This window comes from Oxalobacteraceae sp. CFBP 8761, assembly GCA_014841595.1.
In the GTDB taxonomy this organism is placed as follows: domain Bacteria; phylum Pseudomonadota; class Gammaproteobacteria; order Burkholderiales; family Burkholderiaceae_D; genus Telluria.
This window is the reverse complement of sequence record JACYUE010000001.1, coordinates 2643100-2658990: the sequence shown is the minus strand read 5'-3', so window position 1 is coordinate 2658990 and position 15891 is coordinate 2643100. Positions and strand designations below refer to the sequence as shown.

11 protein-coding genes and 1 tRNA gene are annotated in these 15891 nt (G+C 62.8%); 9 read left to right on the top strand and 3 right to left on the bottom strand.

All coding sequences use genetic code 11. The features are described 5' to 3' along the window. Window positions 1-38: 38 nt before the first annotated feature. The 3 genes from IFU00_11520 to paoA are packed head-to-tail and all read right to left on the bottom strand — an operon-like array spanning window position 39 to window position 3847. On the bottom strand, window positions 39-2246 hold the full coding sequence (locus IFU00_11520) for a xanthine dehydrogenase family protein molybdopterin-binding subunit (GenBank protein ID MBD8542912.1): 2208 nt from the start codon (window positions 2244-2246) through the stop codon (window positions 39-41). Between the two features lie 3 nt (window positions 2247-2249). Next, complete coding sequence (locus IFU00_11515; protein ID MBD8542911.1) at window positions 2250-3203, bottom strand: xanthine dehydrogenase family protein subunit M; 954 nt, start codon at window positions 3201-3203, stop codon at window positions 2250-2252. After that, entirely contained in the window at window positions 3200-3847 is a 648-nt protein-coding gene (paoA, locus tag IFU00_11510) for an aldehyde dehydrogenase iron-sulfur subunit (protein MBD8542910.1), read from the bottom strand. Before paoA ends, IFU00_11515 begins: the two co-directional genes overlap by 4 nt. A gap of 247 nt (window positions 3848-4094) precedes the next feature. On the opposite strand from paoA, the gene IFU00_11505 reads away from it, so the two are divergent. The 9 genes from IFU00_11505 (at window position 4095) to IFU00_11465 (ending at window position 15644) form a co-directional block, all read left to right on the top strand. Next, window positions 4095-4179: transfer RNA gene (locus IFU00_11505), tRNA-Leu, on the top strand. Window positions 4180-4356: 177 nt separating this feature from the next. Further along, window positions 4357-5148, top strand: a complete 792-nt coding sequence (locus tag IFU00_11500) for a hypothetical protein (GenBank protein MBD8542909.1) — start codon at window positions 4357-4359, stop codon at window positions 5146-5148. 31 nt (window positions 5149-5179) lie between these two features. Then, window positions 5180-7444: a penicillin acylase family protein gene (locus tag IFU00_11495; GenBank protein ID MBD8542908.1), complete on the top strand. Its 2265-nt coding sequence runs from the start codon at window positions 5180-5182 to the stop codon at window positions 7442-7444. Window positions 7445-7534: 90 nt separating this feature from the next. Beyond that, window positions 7535-8086 (top strand): thymidine kinase, encoded by a 552-nt coding sequence (locus tag IFU00_11490; GenBank protein MBD8542907.1) that lies wholly within the window; start codon window positions 7535-7537, stop codon window positions 8084-8086. Window positions 8087-8135: 49 nt separating this feature from the next. Beyond that, on the top strand, window positions 8136-8681 hold the full coding sequence (locus IFU00_11485; GenBank protein MBD8542906.1) for a hypothetical protein: 546 nt from the start codon (window positions 8136-8138) through the stop codon (window positions 8679-8681). A gap of 221 nt (window positions 8682-8902) precedes the next feature. After that, on the top strand, window positions 8903-11215 hold the full coding sequence (locus IFU00_11480; protein ID MBD8542905.1) for a carboxy terminal-processing peptidase: 2313 nt from the start codon (window positions 8903-8905) through the stop codon (window positions 11213-11215). 359 nt (window positions 11216-11574) lie between these two features. Further along, window positions 11575-12408, top strand: a complete 834-nt coding sequence (locus tag IFU00_11475) for a PEP-CTERM sorting domain-containing protein (protein MBD8542904.1) — start codon at window positions 11575-11577, stop codon at window positions 12406-12408. Between the two features lie 266 nt (window positions 12409-12674). After that, entirely contained in the window at window positions 12675-14378 is a 1704-nt protein-coding gene (gene tadA / locus IFU00_11470) for a Flp pilus assembly complex ATPase component TadA (protein ID MBD8542903.1), read from the top strand. Between the two features lie 18 nt (window positions 14379-14396). Further along, window positions 14397-15644, top strand: a complete 1248-nt coding sequence (locus IFU00_11465; GenBank protein ID MBD8542902.1) for a type II secretion system F family protein — start codon at window positions 14397-14399, stop codon at window positions 15642-15644. Window positions 15645-15891 lie beyond the last annotated feature (247 nt).

Genomic DNA, 15891 nt, shown 5'->3' with positions numbered 1-15891 from the left:
CGGCATCATGCCGCCGCCACGGGCACTTCAAAAGACCATCAAACCGACAGTGGCATCTTTTCGATCAGCTTGTCGAGCGTGATCGGATACTCGCGCACACGCACGCCGGTCGCGTTGTAGATTGCGTTGGCAACGGCCGCAGCAACACCGCACAGACCCAGCTCGCCGATGCCCTTGGCCTTCATTGGCGATGAGATTTCATCTTCTTCCTTCAGGAAGATGACTTCCTGGTGCGGCACGTCGGCGTGCACCGGCACCTCGTAGGTCGCCATGTCGTGGTTGGCGAAGAAGCCCAGGCGCTTGTCGACCACCAGGTGCTCCATCAGCGCGCCGCCGATACCCATCGTCATGCCGCCGATGACCTGGCTGCGTGCCTGCATCGGGTTCAGGATACGGCCTGCTGCGCACACGGCCAGCATGCGGCGCACGCGCGTTTCGCCCGTGACCGAATCGACCGCGACTTCGACGAAGTGCGCGCCGAACGTCGACAGCTGGTTTTTCTTGTCCAGACCGCCGGTGAATTCGATCGTGTCTTCGCCCACCAGCTCACCACCCGCCGCTGCCTTGATCAGTGGCTGGCTGTTGCCGCCCACGCGCACGGTGCCGTCGACGAATTCGGCGTCGGCTTCCTTCACGCCCAGCTTGGCCGCGACCTGCTCGCGCAGCTTGACGCAGGCTGCGTACACGCCCGAGGTCGCGCTATTGGCGCCCCACTGGCCACCCGAACCCGACGATGCCGGGAAGTCCGAGTCGCCCAGGCGCACATCGATACGGTCCAGCGGCACGCCCAGCATTTCGGCCGTGGTCTGCGCAATGATCGTGTAGCTGCCGGTACCGATATCGGTCATGTCGGTTTCCACCGTCACGCGACCATCCGTGCCCAGCTTGACGCGCGCGCCCGATTTCATCACCGGGCTGTTACGGAAGGCAGACGCCACGCCATGGCCGATCAGCCAGCGGCCTTCACGGACCTGGCCCGGCTTGGCATTGCGCTTGGCCCAGCCGAACTTGTCGGCGCCCATGCGCATGCACTCGATGTAGCGGCGCTCCGAAAACTTGCGGATCGGCTTTTCCGGATCGACCTTGGTGTCGTTCAGGATGCGGAACTGGACCGGGTCCATGTTCAGCTTTTCGGCCATCTCGTCCATCGCCACTTCGAGCGCCATCATGCCCGGCGCTTCGCCCGGTGCGCGCATCGCATTGCCTTCGGGCAGATCGAGCTCGGCCACGCGGGTGGTGGTCATGCGATCGGCGCCGGCGTACAGCAGACGCGTTTGCGCCGTCGCCACTTCGGCGCTGCCTTTTGGCAGGTTGCCGTTCCAGGTTTCGTGGCCGATGGCCATGATGCGGCCGTCACGACCGGCGCCGATGCGGATGCGCTGGATCGTTGCCGGGCGGTGCGTCGTGTTGTTGAAGATCAGGTGACGATGCAGCGAGACCTTGACTGGCCGTTTGGCCGCGCGCGCGCCCAGGGCTGCCAGCAGTGCATCGGCGCGCAGGAACAGCTTCGAGCCGAAGCCGCCGCCGACATACGGCGAGACCACGCGCACTTTTTCTTTCGGGATGGCCAGCGTCTTTGCCAGGTCGCTGCGGCACCAGGCGATCATCTGGTTCGACGTGTAGACCGTGACCTTGTCGCCTTCCCAGAAGGCGGTCGAGGCATGCGGCTCCATCATCGCGTGCGACTGGTCCGGCGTGTGGTAGGTGGCGTCGAGCTTGACAGGCGAGGTCTCGAAACCGCGCGCGAAGTTGCCCGTCTTGGTATCCGGCGGATCCTGTTCGCCGGTCGGTTTGACGGCGTTGCCTTTTTCGGCGTCCAGGTCGAAGCGACCCTTCTGGACCGTGTAGTTGACCTTGACCAGGCCGGCGGCGGCGCGCGCCTGCTCGAACGTTTCCGCCACCACCAGCGCGACGGCCTGGTGATAGTGCTGGATGTTCGGGCCGGCCAGCAGGTGGGCGGTGTTCATGTCGCCCTTGCCCAGTTTGCCGGCGTTCTCGGCCGTGACAACAGCCAGTACGCCCGGTGCGCGGCGCGCAGCCTCGATGTCGATCGATGCGATGCGGCCTTTAGCGATACCGGAGCCCACGACGAAGCCTTGGGCGGCGTTCGGTACTTCCTTGTGATGCTCGTACGCGTACGGTGCGGTGCCGGTGGTCTTGAGTTTGCCGTCGATGCGGTTGGTCGGCTGACCGACATAGCGCATGCGGTCAATCGGATTGGTGGTTGCTGGAGTCAGGAATTTCATGGCTTAGGCTTTCTTTGCGTCTTGCATTGCTGCGGCCAAAATACGGTGAACCAAAGGAACCTTGAAGGCATTCTCTTCGGTGGTCTTGGCGCCGGCCATCAGGCGGTCGGCCACGGCCTTGGCGCCCGCGCCCATCTGCTGCTCGGCGGCTTCGACGCGCCATGGCTTGTGGGCCACGCCGCCAACAGCCACGCGGCCGCTGCCGTCCGGCAGGATCACGGTGGCAACCGACACCAGCGCGAACGCATACGATGCGCGGTCACGGACTTTCTTGTACGCGTGCACGCCGCCCAGCGGCTTCGGCAGCGTCACATACGTGATCAGCTCACCTGGTTCCAGCACCGTTTCGATGTGCGGGGTGTTGCCCGGCAGGCGGTGGAAATCGGCGATCGGGATCGTGCGCTTGCTGCCATCGGCGCGCACGGTTTCGACCTCGGCATCCAGCAGGCGCATGGCAACCGCCATGTCGCTCGGGTGCGTGGCGATGCAGGCGTCGCTCGTGCCGACCACGGCCAGGTTGCGCGTGAAGCCGCCGATGGCGGCGCAACCGCTGCCCGGCTGGCGTTTGTTGCACTTTTGCGCGGTGTCGTAGAAGTACGAGCAGCGGGTGCGCTGCAGCAGGTTGCCCGACGTCGTTGCCTTGTTGCGCAACTGGGTCGACGCGCCCGACAGCAGGGCGCGCGACAGCACGGCGTAGTCCTTGCGCACGCGCGGGTCGGATGCCAGATCGGTGTTGCGCACGAAGGCGCCGATGCGCAGGCCGCCGTTGGCAGTGGGCTCGATCTTGTCGAAGCCCAGTTTATTGACGTCGACCAGGGCGCCCGGCGTTTCGATCTCGAGCTTCATCAGGTCGAGCAGGTTGGTGCCGCCGGCGATGAAACGTGCGCCTGGTGTGCGGGCCACGGTCTGCGCTGCCTGTGCAGGCGTGGTGGCGCGTTGGTAAGTAAAGACCTTCATGCTTTGACCCCTCCCACTTCCTTGATGGCATCGATGATGTTGGAGTAGGCGCCACATCGGCAGATATTGCCGCTCATGCGCTCACGGATTTCTTCCACGGTCATCTGTGGCTTGGCGTTGAGGTCGGCCGTGACGTGGCTCGGCATGCCGGCGCGAATTTCTTCGATCACCGACACGCTGGCACAGATCTGGCCCGGGGTACAGTACCCGCACTGGTAGCCGTCGTGCTTGACGAAGGCAGCCTGCATCGGGTGCAGTTTGTCCGGCGTGCCGAGACCTTCGATCGTCGTGATCTTGGCGCCGTCGTGCATGATCGCCAGCGACAGGCACGAGTTGATGCGGCGGCCATCCATGATGATGGTGCAGGCGCCGCACTGGCCCTGGTCGCAGCCTTTTTTCGAGCCGGTCAGGTGCAGATGCTCACGCAGCGCGTCGAGCAGCGTCGTGCGCGTGTCGAGTTCGAGCGTGACATCCTTGCCGTTGACGTTGAAGGAGACGCCGACCTTGACCGGCTCCGGGTTGGCGGCCGGGGCGTTGGCGGCCGTTTGCGCGTTTGCGCCCGGCATTGCCACGGCCGAGGCCGATACCGCGCCGGCGATCAATACATCGCGCCGGGACAGCTTGATTTCCCTGAATTGTTCCATGTTTGGAAGTTCCTTCTATACAGTACGTTGTTCACCGTGGCGTTGGCGTCGATACGAGGGCGCCACCCAGGCGAAAAGAAATGACAAGTTAATGCGTTGATTTTATGTCAGCTCGCGTGAAGGCCGCGCTCCCTTGAAACCTGAAGCACTTTGGTGTAATAGCCATGTTGAGAGTATGTGTTTATATCCGGCGGCGTAGCTCAGCCACTAACACCCGAGTTGCTCCACGTAGTACAATCCGGGCGGCGCGGGCATGGCGAAATTGGTAGACGCATCAGACTTAAAATCTGCCGCCGTGAGGCGTGCCGGTTCGATTCCGGCTGCCCGCACCACGAATGATCCCGGCGCTCCACAGCGCCGATGCACGAACCCTGGCGCGCAACCCCCAACCATCCAGGCAGGGCAAGCGCAGCTCAGCGGTCTCGTCTGTATGGTGTAGCATGCCATGCGGCACCTCAATGCCGCCGCCGCACCACGACACTCCCCAGCACGACATGCAAGGACCCGAATTGAATATCACGATCAACGACGAATTGCGCTCTTTCGTCGATCCACTCAGCCCGATCGAACAAGCCGCGCTCGAGCGCAGCCTCTTGGCCGAAGGTTGCCGCGATGCATTGGTACTCTGGCGCGATACGCTGATCGACGGCCACAATCGCTATGAACTGTGCCAGAAGCACGGCATCCCGTTCCGCACCGTCCACAACAACACGTTCGAATCGATCGAAGACGTCATGCTGTGGATGATCGATAACCACCTGGCGCGCCGCAGCGTATCGGACTTCCAGCGCGGCGTGCTGGCGCTGAAGAAGAAAGAGATCGTCTCGGCCCGCGTGGCCGAGCGTCCCGCCGATGAGGGTAGCGATGCCGACGCGGCGCTTGACCCTGCCTCGCCGCCATGGAATACGCGCGAAGATGTCGCGCGTGCGGCGCGTGTGTCGAGCAATACGATCAGCCAGATCGAGCGCATCCAGAAGGCCGCCACCCCCGAGCTGCGCGAAGCGGTGCGCACCGGCACCATCTCGATCAATGCCGCCGCCAATGTGGCGCAGCTGCCCGAATCGGCGCAACTGGCCGCCGTGGCCGGCGGACGCAAGGAATTGCAGCAGGCCGCGCGCCAGGTGCGCGAACAGAAAAGTGCGGCCCGCCCGCGCAAAGAGAAAGAAGTGATCGATCCGGCCGACGAGCTGGTCACGCTGCGCAGCGAACGCGCGGCGATGAAAGATCGCCTGGCCACGCTGCTGACCGAAAACGAACGCCTCAAACAACGCCTCGTCAACGCCGGTCTCGGCGCCGACTGAACCTCGCCACGCCCTGAAGGAGTCCGCCCGTATGCCCACGTCACGTTCGTTCACGCCGGCATTGCTCGGCTTGCTCCTGATCGGCGCCGCTGCGCCATCGTTTGCCGTTGCGCCCAGGAAGACACCGATCGTCGCTACCAGCGCGCAAGCTGCGCCGAGCGCGGCCACGGTCGCGCGCTGGAAGGCTGCGGCCGAGCGCGTGACGATCATGCGCGACAAGTGGGGCATTCCGCACGTGTTTGGCCGCACCGATGCCGATACCGTGTTCGGCACGCTGTACGCACAGGCCGAGGACGACTTCAACCGCATCGAGCTCAATTACATCAATGCGATGGGGCGCCTGGCCGAAGTCGAGGGCGAGGCCGAGATCTGGCGCGATCTGCGCATGAAGCTGTACGTGCAGCCGGCCGCCATGCAGGCGCAATATGCCGCCAGTCCGGCCTGGCTGCAGAACCTGATGAAGGCGTTTGCCGATGGCCTGAACTACTACCTGTACACGCATCCCGAGGTCAAGCCGAAGCTCCTGACCCATTTCGAGCCGTGGATGGCGCTCACGTTCAGCGAAGGCAGTATCGGTGGCGACATCGAATCGATCGAGCTGGCCGACCTGGCCGCGTTCTATGGCAAGCGCCCGGCAGTGGCGCAACTGAATGCGCAATTGGATCTCAAACGCCACGACCCGCGCGGCTTCGCCCCCGAACCGCGCGGCTCGAACGGCTTTGCCATCGCGCCGAAACTGAGCGCCAATGGCCGCGCGCTGTTGATGATCAACCCGCACACATCGTTCTACTTCCGCCCCGAAGTGCACATGATCAGCGAAGAGGGCCTGAATGCCTATGGCGCCGTGACCTGGGGCCAGTTCTTCATCTACCAGGGCTTCAACGACAAGCTGGGCTGGATGCACACGTCCGGCGGTGGCGACGTCATCGACGAATACCTGGAAACGGTCGTCGACCGTAACGGCGAGTACTTCTATAAATACGGCAAGCACGAAGCGCCGATGCGCAAGGTCGCGATTGCGCTGCCGTACAAGATGCCGGATGGGACGATGGCCAGCCGCAGCGTCACCGCCTACTTCACGCACCACGGCCCGGTCGTGCGCGCCGAGGGCGGCAAGTGGGTGTCGGTCAAGCTGATGGACGACCCGCTCAATGCGCTGACCCAGTCGTATACCCGCACCAAGGCGCGCGACTACAGCGCGTTCTACAAGGCCATGGAGCTTCGCACCAATTCGTCCAACAACACCGTGTATGCCGATGCGAAGGGCAATATCGCTTACTTCCACGGCAACTTCATCCCGAAACGCGACCCGCGCGTGGACTGGACCCGTCCGGTGGACGGCAGCAATCCCGCCAACGAATGGCAGCGCCTGCACGAGATCGACGAGACCATAACGCTGTTCAACCCGGCCAGCGGCTACATCTTCAATACCAACAACTGGCCCTGCACGGCAGCTGGCGTGAGCAGTCCCAAGTGTGCGAGCTACCCGTCGTATATGTGGTCGCTGCCCGAGAATGCGCGTGGCCGCAATGCCGCGCGCGTATTCAAGGAGGCCAAGGGGCTCGACATCGACAGCCTGATCGCGGCCTCGTACGACACGCGCCTGCAGGCGTTCGAGCCGCTCGTGCCGGCCGTCATTGCCGACTACGACGCCTTGCCGCCGGAAGACCCGCGCAAGGCGGCGCTGGCCGAACAGATCGACGCGCTGCGCAGCTGGAACATGCGCTACGCCATCGACTCGGTCCCCACGTCGCTGGCCGTGTATTGGGGCCAGGACCTGGTGGCGCAGCACGGCGCACGCGCAAAACTGGAGACGATCCCGCCGGTCGACTACATCGCCCAGCGCCTGACCCCGGCGGACCGGCTCGACGGCTTGCTGCGCGCGTCGGAGAAACTGACGGCCGACTTCGGCGACTGGCGCACGCCATGGGGCGAGATCAACCGCTTCCAGCGCCTGTCGGGCGCGGTCGACCAGCAATACGACGACAGCAAGCCCAGCATTCCCGTACCGTTCACATCGGCCAACTGGGGTTCGCTGGCATCGTTCGGCATGACGGCCAAACAGACGACAAAGCGCATCTATGGTGACCGCGGCAACAGCTTTGTCGCTGCCGTCGAGTTCGGCCCGAAGGTGCGCGCCAAGAGCATCCTGGCCGGCGGCCAGAGCAGCGATCCCCGTTCGCCGCACTTTAACGATCAGGCCGCCATGTATGCGCGCGGCGAGTTCAAGGACGTGCTGTTCTACAAGGAAGATATCGAGCGCAATCTCGAGCGGAAATACCATCCGGGCAATTGACGATGGGGCCGCGATTGGCTGGCGGCGTACGTTGCCGGCACGCTATAATCGCAGCCTTCGTCGCATTGGATAGACAGGCAGGACAGGGCAGTGGCCAAACTTTATTTCAGGTACTCGGCGATGAACGCCGGCAAATCGACGGCCCTGTTACAGGTCGCGCACAACTACGAAGAGCAGGGCCAGCAGGTCAAGCTCTACACGGCAGCCATCGACAACCGCTACGGCGTTGGCGTGATCACGTCGCGCCTGGGCGCGCAGCGGCCGGCCGAAGTCTTTCACGCAGACACCAACTTTCTTGACCAGGTCGAGAACGTGGCCTGCCTGCTGGTGGACGAGTCGCAATTCTTGACAGCGGCCCAGGTCAGCCAGCTGCACCAGCTGGCCCAGCTGCGCGGCGTGCCCGTGATCTGCTACGGCCTGCGCAGCGATTTTCGCGGCGAGCCATTCCCCGGCTCGGCCTATCTGCTGGCGCTGGCCGACGATATCGAGGAAATCAAGAACATCTGCACCTGCGGCAAGAAGGCGACGATGAATATCCGCGTCGACGAGCAGGGCCGCCGTATCCGCGAAGGCGAGCAGGTCAGTATCGGCGGCAACGAAAGCTACCGCCAGGCGTGCGGGCGCTGCTTCTACGCACGCTGACGCGATGCTCGGCGGCTGCAGCGCCTGGCTTCCCGCCGCCGCCTGCGCCATGGCGGCATCATCGCTCGACATCCTCATCTATCTGATGCCGTCGGCCGCGCTGGCGTTCCTGCTGTGGATCGCCTCGGCCGCGCACCCTGTCTTTTTCGTGTTCACCGCTGCCGGCACACTGTGCCACGAACTGGCCCATTTCTCCGTGGGCCTGCTCACCAATGCCGAACCGGTCGGGATGAGCGTGCTGCCGCGCCGCATCAAGCGGGCCAAGGGCAGCAAGGCAGGTGGGCACAACTGGGAACTGGGCTCGGTCACGTTTGCCAACCTGCGCTGGTACAACGCGGCGCCGGCTGCGCTGGCGCCGCTCCTGGTGCTGTTCGTGCCGCTGGGCGTGGCCTGGTGGCGCACGCGTCGTGGGCTGGCCTTCGAGCCGGTCGACCTGGCGTTGATGGTGTTTCTCGCGCCGCAGTTCCTGTCGTTCTGGCCGTCGCCTGTCGACTGGAAGCTTGCTGCGCGGTCGTGGCCATGGGCGCCGCTGCTGGTCCTGGTCGGTTTGCTCTGGTATTACGGCGACACGCTATTGATGCTTGTCAAAGGGTAAATACAGGGAGCGTGGGCAGGCTTACGGCAACCTTAATTGTCAGTATTTGCGGTGCCGCAAACGGGTCAGGCTGCCGCTTGCGCGCCGATCTACCTGTAGAATGAAACGAAAAGCGCGGTATGGCAGGTTTGCCTTGCGCCATGCCGCAACCGCAACAGGAATCCCGTTCGGAGAATCGCAGAATGAAGAAGCACGTGCTCCTCGCCGCCATGGCGTTTGCCATGTCCGCCCATGTGGTGACCGCGCAGCCCGAGAAATCCGCTGCCGTCGCAACGCCACCGGCTCCGGCCAAGCCCGCCGATTCGGCGAAGTCTGCTGCCAAGCCCGCCGGCAAATCCGCCACCCCGGCCATTCCAGCCGACATGAAGCCGATCGCCGCCCAGACCCAGGCCGCGCTGTGGGCCTCGCGCGTGCTGGGCCGCTACCACTACAGCCCGGTCCCTCTCGACGACGCCATGTCGGCCAAGATTTTCGATAAATACTTCGAAGGCCTCGACAGCGAAAAACTGTACTTCGTGCAGGCTGACCTCGACAGCTTCGGCGCCCTGCGCACGAAGATGGACGACGCCATCAACAACGAAGACCTGAGCGCGCCATTCTCGATCTACAACATGTATCAGAAGCGCTTCGGCGAACGCATGGCGTACGCGCGTAGTCTGCTCAAGGGCAACTTCGACTTCTCGACCGAAGAAACGATGCAGCTGGACCGCGAAAAAGCATCGTGGGCCAAGAGCGAAGATGAAATCCACGATCTGTGGCGCAAGCGCGTCAAGAACGACTGGCTGCGCCTCAAGCTTGCCGGCAAGGACGATAAATCGATCCGCGAAACGCTCGACAAGCGCTACGAGAACTACGTCAACCGCATTGGCAAGCTGAACAACGAAGACGTGTTCCAGATGTTCATGAACGCGTATGCCACCGCCATCGAGCCGCACACCAACTATCTTGGCCCGCGCTCGGCCGACAACTTCGATATCGCGATGCGCCTGTCGCTCGAAGGCATCGGCTGCGTGCTGCAGTCGCGCGATGACTACACGATCATCCGCGAAGTCGTGCCTGGCAGCCCGGCTGAAAAGTCCGGCAAGCTCAAGGTTGGCGACCGCATCGTCGGCGTCGCACAGGGCAATGCACCGTTCACCGACGTGCTCGGCTGGCGTCTGGACGACGTCGTCGCGCTGGTACGCGGCGAAAAGGGCACCACGGTCCGTCTGGACGTGATTCCGGGCGACGGCGGCGTCGACGCCAAGCACGTCAGCGTGTCGATGGTCCGCAACAAGATCAGCATGGAAGAGCAGGCTGCCAAGAAGTCGATCATCAAGGTCAAGGAAAACGGCGTCGAGCGCCGCATCGGCGTGATCGCACTGCCGACCTTCTATCAAGACTTCGAAGGCCGCCGCAAGGGTGAAAAAGACTTCCGCAGCGCCACGCGCGACGTCGAGCGCATCCTGGTCGAGCTCAAGAAAGAAAAAGTCGATAACGTCCTGATCGACCTGCGCAACAACGGTGGCGGTTCGCTGACCGAGGCTGTCGAACTGACGGGCCTGTTCATCGACAAGGGCCCGGTCGTCATGCAGCGCACGGCAGAAGGCCGCGTCGAAGTCGAAAGCGACGTCAAGGCCGGGCTGGCGTGGGATGGCCCGATGGGCGTACTGATCAACCGTGGTTCGGCCTCGGCGTCCGAGATTTTCGCGGCGGCGATCCAGGATTACGGTCGCGGTCTCGTCATTGGCGAGCCGAGCTTCGGCAAGGGCACGGTCCAGACGCTGATCGACCTCGACCGCTTCGCACCGGGTGAAAAAGCCCGCTACGGCGAGCTGAAGATGACGATCGCCCAGTTCTTCCGTATCAATGGCGGCACCACGCAGCTGCGCGGCGTGACGCCGGACATCAAGCTGCCGGTCATGACCGACCTCGACAGCTTTGGCGAATCGTCGTACGACAATGCGCTGCCATGGGTGGCGATCAAGCCGGCTACCTACATGCCGGCGGGCGACCTGAAAGAACTGGTGGCGCCGCTGCAGCAACGGCATGAAGCGCGTATTGCCAAGGACAAGGACTTCCAGTTCCTGCAAGAAGACATTGCCGAAGTGCTCAAGCTGCGCAAGGAAAACGTGATTTCGCTGAACGAGACCATCCGCCGCAAGGAGCGCGATACGCAGGATGCCCGCTCGAAGCTGCGTGAAGCCCGCCTGGGCGGCACGTCGGCGACGCCGGACGAACCTGTCAGCGGTCCGGGCAGCAAGGAAAAGCGCGCCGAAGCGCCGGATCCGACCAAGGCCAAGAAGTCGGTGGTCGCCGTGCGCGGTGCGCCACGTCAGGATGACGGTCTGCAGGCAGACGAGCGCAATCTGCAGTTAGAGCTGGCAGCAGAGAAGGCGGCCAAGGATGCCAAGGACGTCATGCTGCAAGAGGCGGCCAACATCCTCGCCGATGAAGTGGGCATGCTCAAAACGGATATGCGGATGGCGTCGCGCGTGATGCCGTACATGGTCGTCGCGCCGGCCGGCGGGGCTGTCAGCGCCACCGTCAAGTAAGCGTCACAATCAGCGCGACAACGTCGCGCCACGCAAACAAGGCTGCATTCTTTCGGATGCAGCCTTTTTTATTTGCACTACAAATGGCCCAGTCAGGTAGTGACAAAATAATACGAGAATTGTCATAAAAATATCAACATTGCTTCATGGGTGATCATCGATTCTATTTTGTTTGTGGAATGAAATCTATGTTGTTCATCCTAACAAATTTTGATTTGTTGGGATGAATAAGCTATGGAATGATGTAAATATGGTATGCACGATTTGATTTCGACTAAGAGTTGGCTTTCCGTAACGCATGCTAGGATGACTTCGTGCTTGTAAAAAGAATAATCTTTAATTTCCTAGGAGTTACTTTCATGTCAATTCGCCACCTTGTTGTTGCTTCGCTTCTGATCTCCGCCGGCGCGGCCCAGGCCGATGTCGTGTCGTCGACTTCGCAGCCTGCGTTCCAGAACGGCTGGACTACGGGTAATGGTTCCAGTGTCATTGGCTCCGGCGTATTCGGTAGCGGTGTCAGCCTGGTTGGCGGCATTGCACACAATGCCAATACGGATCTGACATCGGTTCTGGTCGGCAAAGCAAGCGCCAGCCTGTCGCAATCGGATGCCCAGAAACTGTTTGTACAGCAAGGCATCGACGCCAGCTACGTGCTGAGCGCCGGTAACGGCTTGCTGGCAGCCCGCTTCGGTAACTCCGCAGCAGTCATCAACGATGGCGACGGCGTCAAGATCGTGCAAGGGCAGACCGGTCAGAGCAGCAGCGGCGCAACGTCGCCAGTGGCTGGCGGCGCGGCCGGCGGCGGCGCGGCAGTTGGTGGCGGTAGTGGCTCCGGTACCGGTTCCGCAGGCGGCTCGACTGGCGGGGGCTCGACTGGCGGCGGTTCGGCTGGCGTTGGCGCCAGCAATGGCAGCGCCCCGGCAAGCGGTGGCGGTGCGAGCGGTGGTAGCGCGCCAGTTGCCGGTGGTAGCGGCAGCGTCGACATCAGCCTGCCGCCTGTCACGGACGAGACCGGCGATAGCAATGCGACCCAGCCAGTGACGGAGCCGGTTGCAGCGGTGCCGGTCGCTGCCGATCCGAGCCTGATCCTGCCAAATGAGATCAACGAAGTGCCTGAGCCAGGTACGATCGCGTTGATGCTGGCCGGTCTGGCTGGCGTGGGCATGATCGGTCGCCGTCGCAAGGCCAAATAAGTCTCTTGATGTGGCATGCAGGGCAGTCTTGATGGCTGCTCGATCACCATGGCGCCAGCCTCGTCTGGCGCCATTTGCATATTGGTGCCTTCGACGTGGTGCCAGGTTTGTCAGCCTGGAATGCTCGGAACCGGTGTTTTGATATGGTTTCGGCATGGTCCAGCAGCAGGACTGACGCCAAAAGCCGACACATTTTAATTCCTTGAGTCAATTTTTATTCTTTCTGGCATAGAATCTACGCTGCAAGAATTAGACCAAGGAACGGTATGGCACGGCCAGAGAAAGTGCGTCTCGGCGAAGTATTGATGCAGCAAAAGCTGTTGAGTGAAGAACAACTCCAGCAAGCCCTTGCGGATCAGAAGCGCACGGGTCGCAAACTCGGGCGCGTTTTCGTCGAGAGCGGCTTTGTCACCGAGGATCAGATTTCAGGCGCACTGGCGCGCCAGCTCGACATCCCGTACATCAACCTCAAGTTCTACAACATCAATGCCGACCTGGTGCGGCTATTGCCCGAGACGGCCGCGCGTCGTTTTCGCGCACTGGTGCTGGAAGACCGGGGCGACGCCATGCTGGTGGGCGTATCAGACCCCACCGACCTGTTTGCCTACGATGAGATTGCGCGCCTGATCAAGAAGGGCGTCGAGCTGGCCGTGGTCAACGAGACCGAAGTGCTGGGCGCGATCGACCGCATCTACCGCCGCACCGGCGAGATCACGGGTCTGGCCCGCGAAGTCGAGGCCGACCTGGGCGACGTGTCCATCGACTTCGGCGCGCTGGCGGCCAACCCGGGCCTCGAAGAAGCGCCGATCGTCAAGCTGCTGCAATCGGTGTTCGACGATGCTGCCCAGGTGCGTGCATCGGACATCCACATCGAACCGCAGGACGGGCGCCTGCAAATTCGCTTCCGCATCGACGGCGTGCTGCATCTGCAGACCGAGGCCGACCTGAAGGTGGCCACGCCGCTGGCGCTGCGCCTCAAGCTGATGGCCGACCTGGACATTTCCGAAAAACGGTTGCCGCAGGATGGCCGCTTTGCCGTCAAGGTGCGCAACCAGCGTATCGACGTGCGTATCTCGACGATGCCGACGCAGTACGGCGAATCGGTCGTCATGCGTCTGCTGAACCAGGGCGGCACCAATCTGCGCCTGGACGCGATCGGCATGCCGGCACGCCTGGTCGAGCGTTTCCGCGCGATTGTCGCGCGCCCGAACGGGCTGGTGCTGGTGACCGGGCCGACCGGTAGCGGCAAGACGACGACGCTCTACAGCGCGCTGGCCGAACTCAATTCGGTCGAGAAAAAACTGATCACGGTCGAGGACCCGGTCGAGTACCGCCTGTCGGGCATCAACCAGGTGCAGGTCAACGACAAGATCGAACTGTCCTTCGCGCGCGTGCTGCGCTCGGCACTGCGCCAAGACCCGGACATCGTGCTGGTGGGCGAGATGCGCGACCAGGAAACGGCGCAGATCGGCCTGCGCGCCGCAATGACGGGTCACCTGGTGCTCTCGACGCTGCACACGAACGATGCCGCCAGCACGCCGCTGCGCCTGATGGACATGGGCGTGCCGCGCTACATGGTCGGTGGCTCGCTGCAGGCCGTGCTGGCCCAGCGCCTGGTGCGCGTGATCTGCGAGAGCTGCACGGTCGACTACCAGCCGGCCGCAAACGAGGTCGAGTGGCTGCGCTCCGAACTGAAGGAACTCGCCGCGACCACGCGCTTCTTCCACGGCAAAGGCTGCTCGCATTGCAATGGCACCGGCTACCGGGGCCGTACCGGCGTCTACGAATTGCTGGAAATGACGCGCGCCGTGACCGAGGCCGTCAACCATCCCGATCCGGCACACTTCCTGAAAGTGGCCCAGGCCGAGATGCGCGGCGACACGCTGCGCCGCCATGCGGTAAGCCTGGCCGTGCAGGGACGCTCGACGATCTCCGAGGCGATGCGGGTCAGTAATCAGTTCGACGATTGAGCCGGGGACCGATAAACGATGCCATTTTTCGCCTATAAAGGCCGCGACGGACGCGGCGTGTTGCTCCAGGGCGTGCTCGAAGGCGCCGACAGCGGCGCCGTCGCCGACCAGCTGTTCGGCAGCGGCGTGACGCCGCTCGAGATCAGCGTGACCAAGCGCCGCGCGACCAGTGGTGGCGCCGGGAGCAGCAGCGTGGGCTGGCGCGAGCGCCTGTTCGAGAAAAAGGTCACGTCGATGGACGTGCAACTGTTCAGCCGCCAGATCTACACGCTGCTGAAATCGGGCGTGCCGATCATGCGCGGGCTGGCCGGGCTGCAGGAGTCAGCCATCAGCCCGGCGTTCGCGCGCATCATCAAGGACCTGCGCGAGTCACTCGACGCCGGCCGTGAGCTGTCCATCGCGATGGGCCGTCACCCGCTCGTCTTTACGCCGTTCTACCTGTCGATGGTGAAGGTCGGTGAAATGACGGGGCGCCTGGAAGAAGTATTCCTGCGTCTGTTCGACCACCTCGAGTTCGATCGCGACATGCGCGAGCGCGTCAAGACGGCGCTGCGCTATCCGACCTTTGTCGTGATCGCCATGGTGCTGGCGATGGTCGTCGTGAATATTTTCGTGATCCCCAAGTTTGCCTCGGTGTTCGCGTCGTTTGGTGCCGAACTGCCCCTGATGACGCGCGTCCTGCTGACGACCTCGCAATTCACCATTGCGTGGTGGCCGGCGCTCGCCGGCGTGACTGTTGCATCCATTGTCGGCTTCAAGGCATGGACCCGCACGGTAAATGGCCGGCTGGTCTGGGACCGCGTCAAGCTGCGCCTGCCCATTGCCGGCAAGATCATCCACAAAGGGACGATGGCGCGTTTCGCGCGCAGCTTCGCGCTGTCGCTGCGCAGCGGCGTACCGATCGTGCAGGCATTGACGGTGGTGTCGCAGACGGCGGACAACGCCTACCTCAGTTCGCGCATCGACCAGATGCGCGACGGCGTTGAGCGCGGGGAGAGCATCCTGCGCACGTCAACCGCTGCGAACGTGTTTACGCCGATCGTGCTGCAGATGATCGCCGTGGGCGAGGAAACCGGTTCGATCGATGACTTGATGGACGAGATCGCCCTGATGTACGAGCGCGAAGTCGACTACGAGCTCAAGACACTCTCGAGCCAGATAGAGCCAATCCTGATCACCTTCCTGGGTGTCATGGTGCTGATACTGGCGCTGGGTATTTTCCTGCCAATCTGGGATCTGGGACAGGCGGCATTGCATCCGAAATAACACAGGGTCGCAGCCGAGTGTTGCGTAATGGCACCAAAATAAGGCTTGCCGGGCGGAAAAGTCGCACTAGCTCAAAATACTTTGTGGAAAGTTCTTCCTGGATATCGAAATTTCCTAGGGTCAATGTAGAATTCTTTATGCGCTCTCTGCCGTCAGGCCTGGATGAGGGCGAAGATATCAGGAGGATCGGTCCACGGCGTGCCTTGGTGCACCGGTCCTCGATCAACCAGTCGAAAGGAATTTTTTC

Bases quoted from the DNA above. Each gene is read 5' to 3' on its own strand.
- IFU00_11480 (MBD8542905.1), top strand. From the start codon at position 8,903: ATGTCCGCCCATGTGGTGACCGCGCAGCCCGAGAAATCCGCTGCCGTC.
- IFU00_11465 (MBD8542902.1), top strand. From the start codon at position 14,397: ATGCCATTTTTCGCCTATAAAGGCCGCGACGGACGCGGCGTGTTGCTC.
- tadA (MBD8542903.1), top strand. From the start codon at position 12,675: ATGGCACGGCCAGAGAAAGTGCGTCTCGGCGAAGTATTGATGCAGCAA.
- paoA (MBD8542910.1), bottom strand. From the start codon at position 3,847: ATGGAACAATTCAGGGAAATCAAGCTGTCCCGGCGCGATGTATTGATC.
- IFU00_11515 (MBD8542911.1), bottom strand. From the start codon at position 3,203: ATGAAGGTCTTTACTTACCAACGCGCCACCACGCCTGCACAGGCAGCG.
- IFU00_11495 (MBD8542908.1), top strand. From the start codon at position 5,180: ATGCCCACGTCACGTTCGTTCACGCCGGCATTGCTCGGCTTGCTCCTG.
- IFU00_11475 (MBD8542904.1), top strand. From the start codon at position 11,575: ATGTCAATTCGCCACCTTGTTGTTGCTTCGCTTCTGATCTCCGCCGGC.
- IFU00_11520 (MBD8542912.1), bottom strand. From the start codon at position 2,246: ATGAAATTCCTGACTCCAGCAACCACCAATCCGATTGACCGCATGCGC.
- IFU00_11485 (MBD8542906.1), top strand. From the start codon at position 8,136: ATGGCGGCATCATCGCTCGACATCCTCATCTATCTGATGCCGTCGGCC.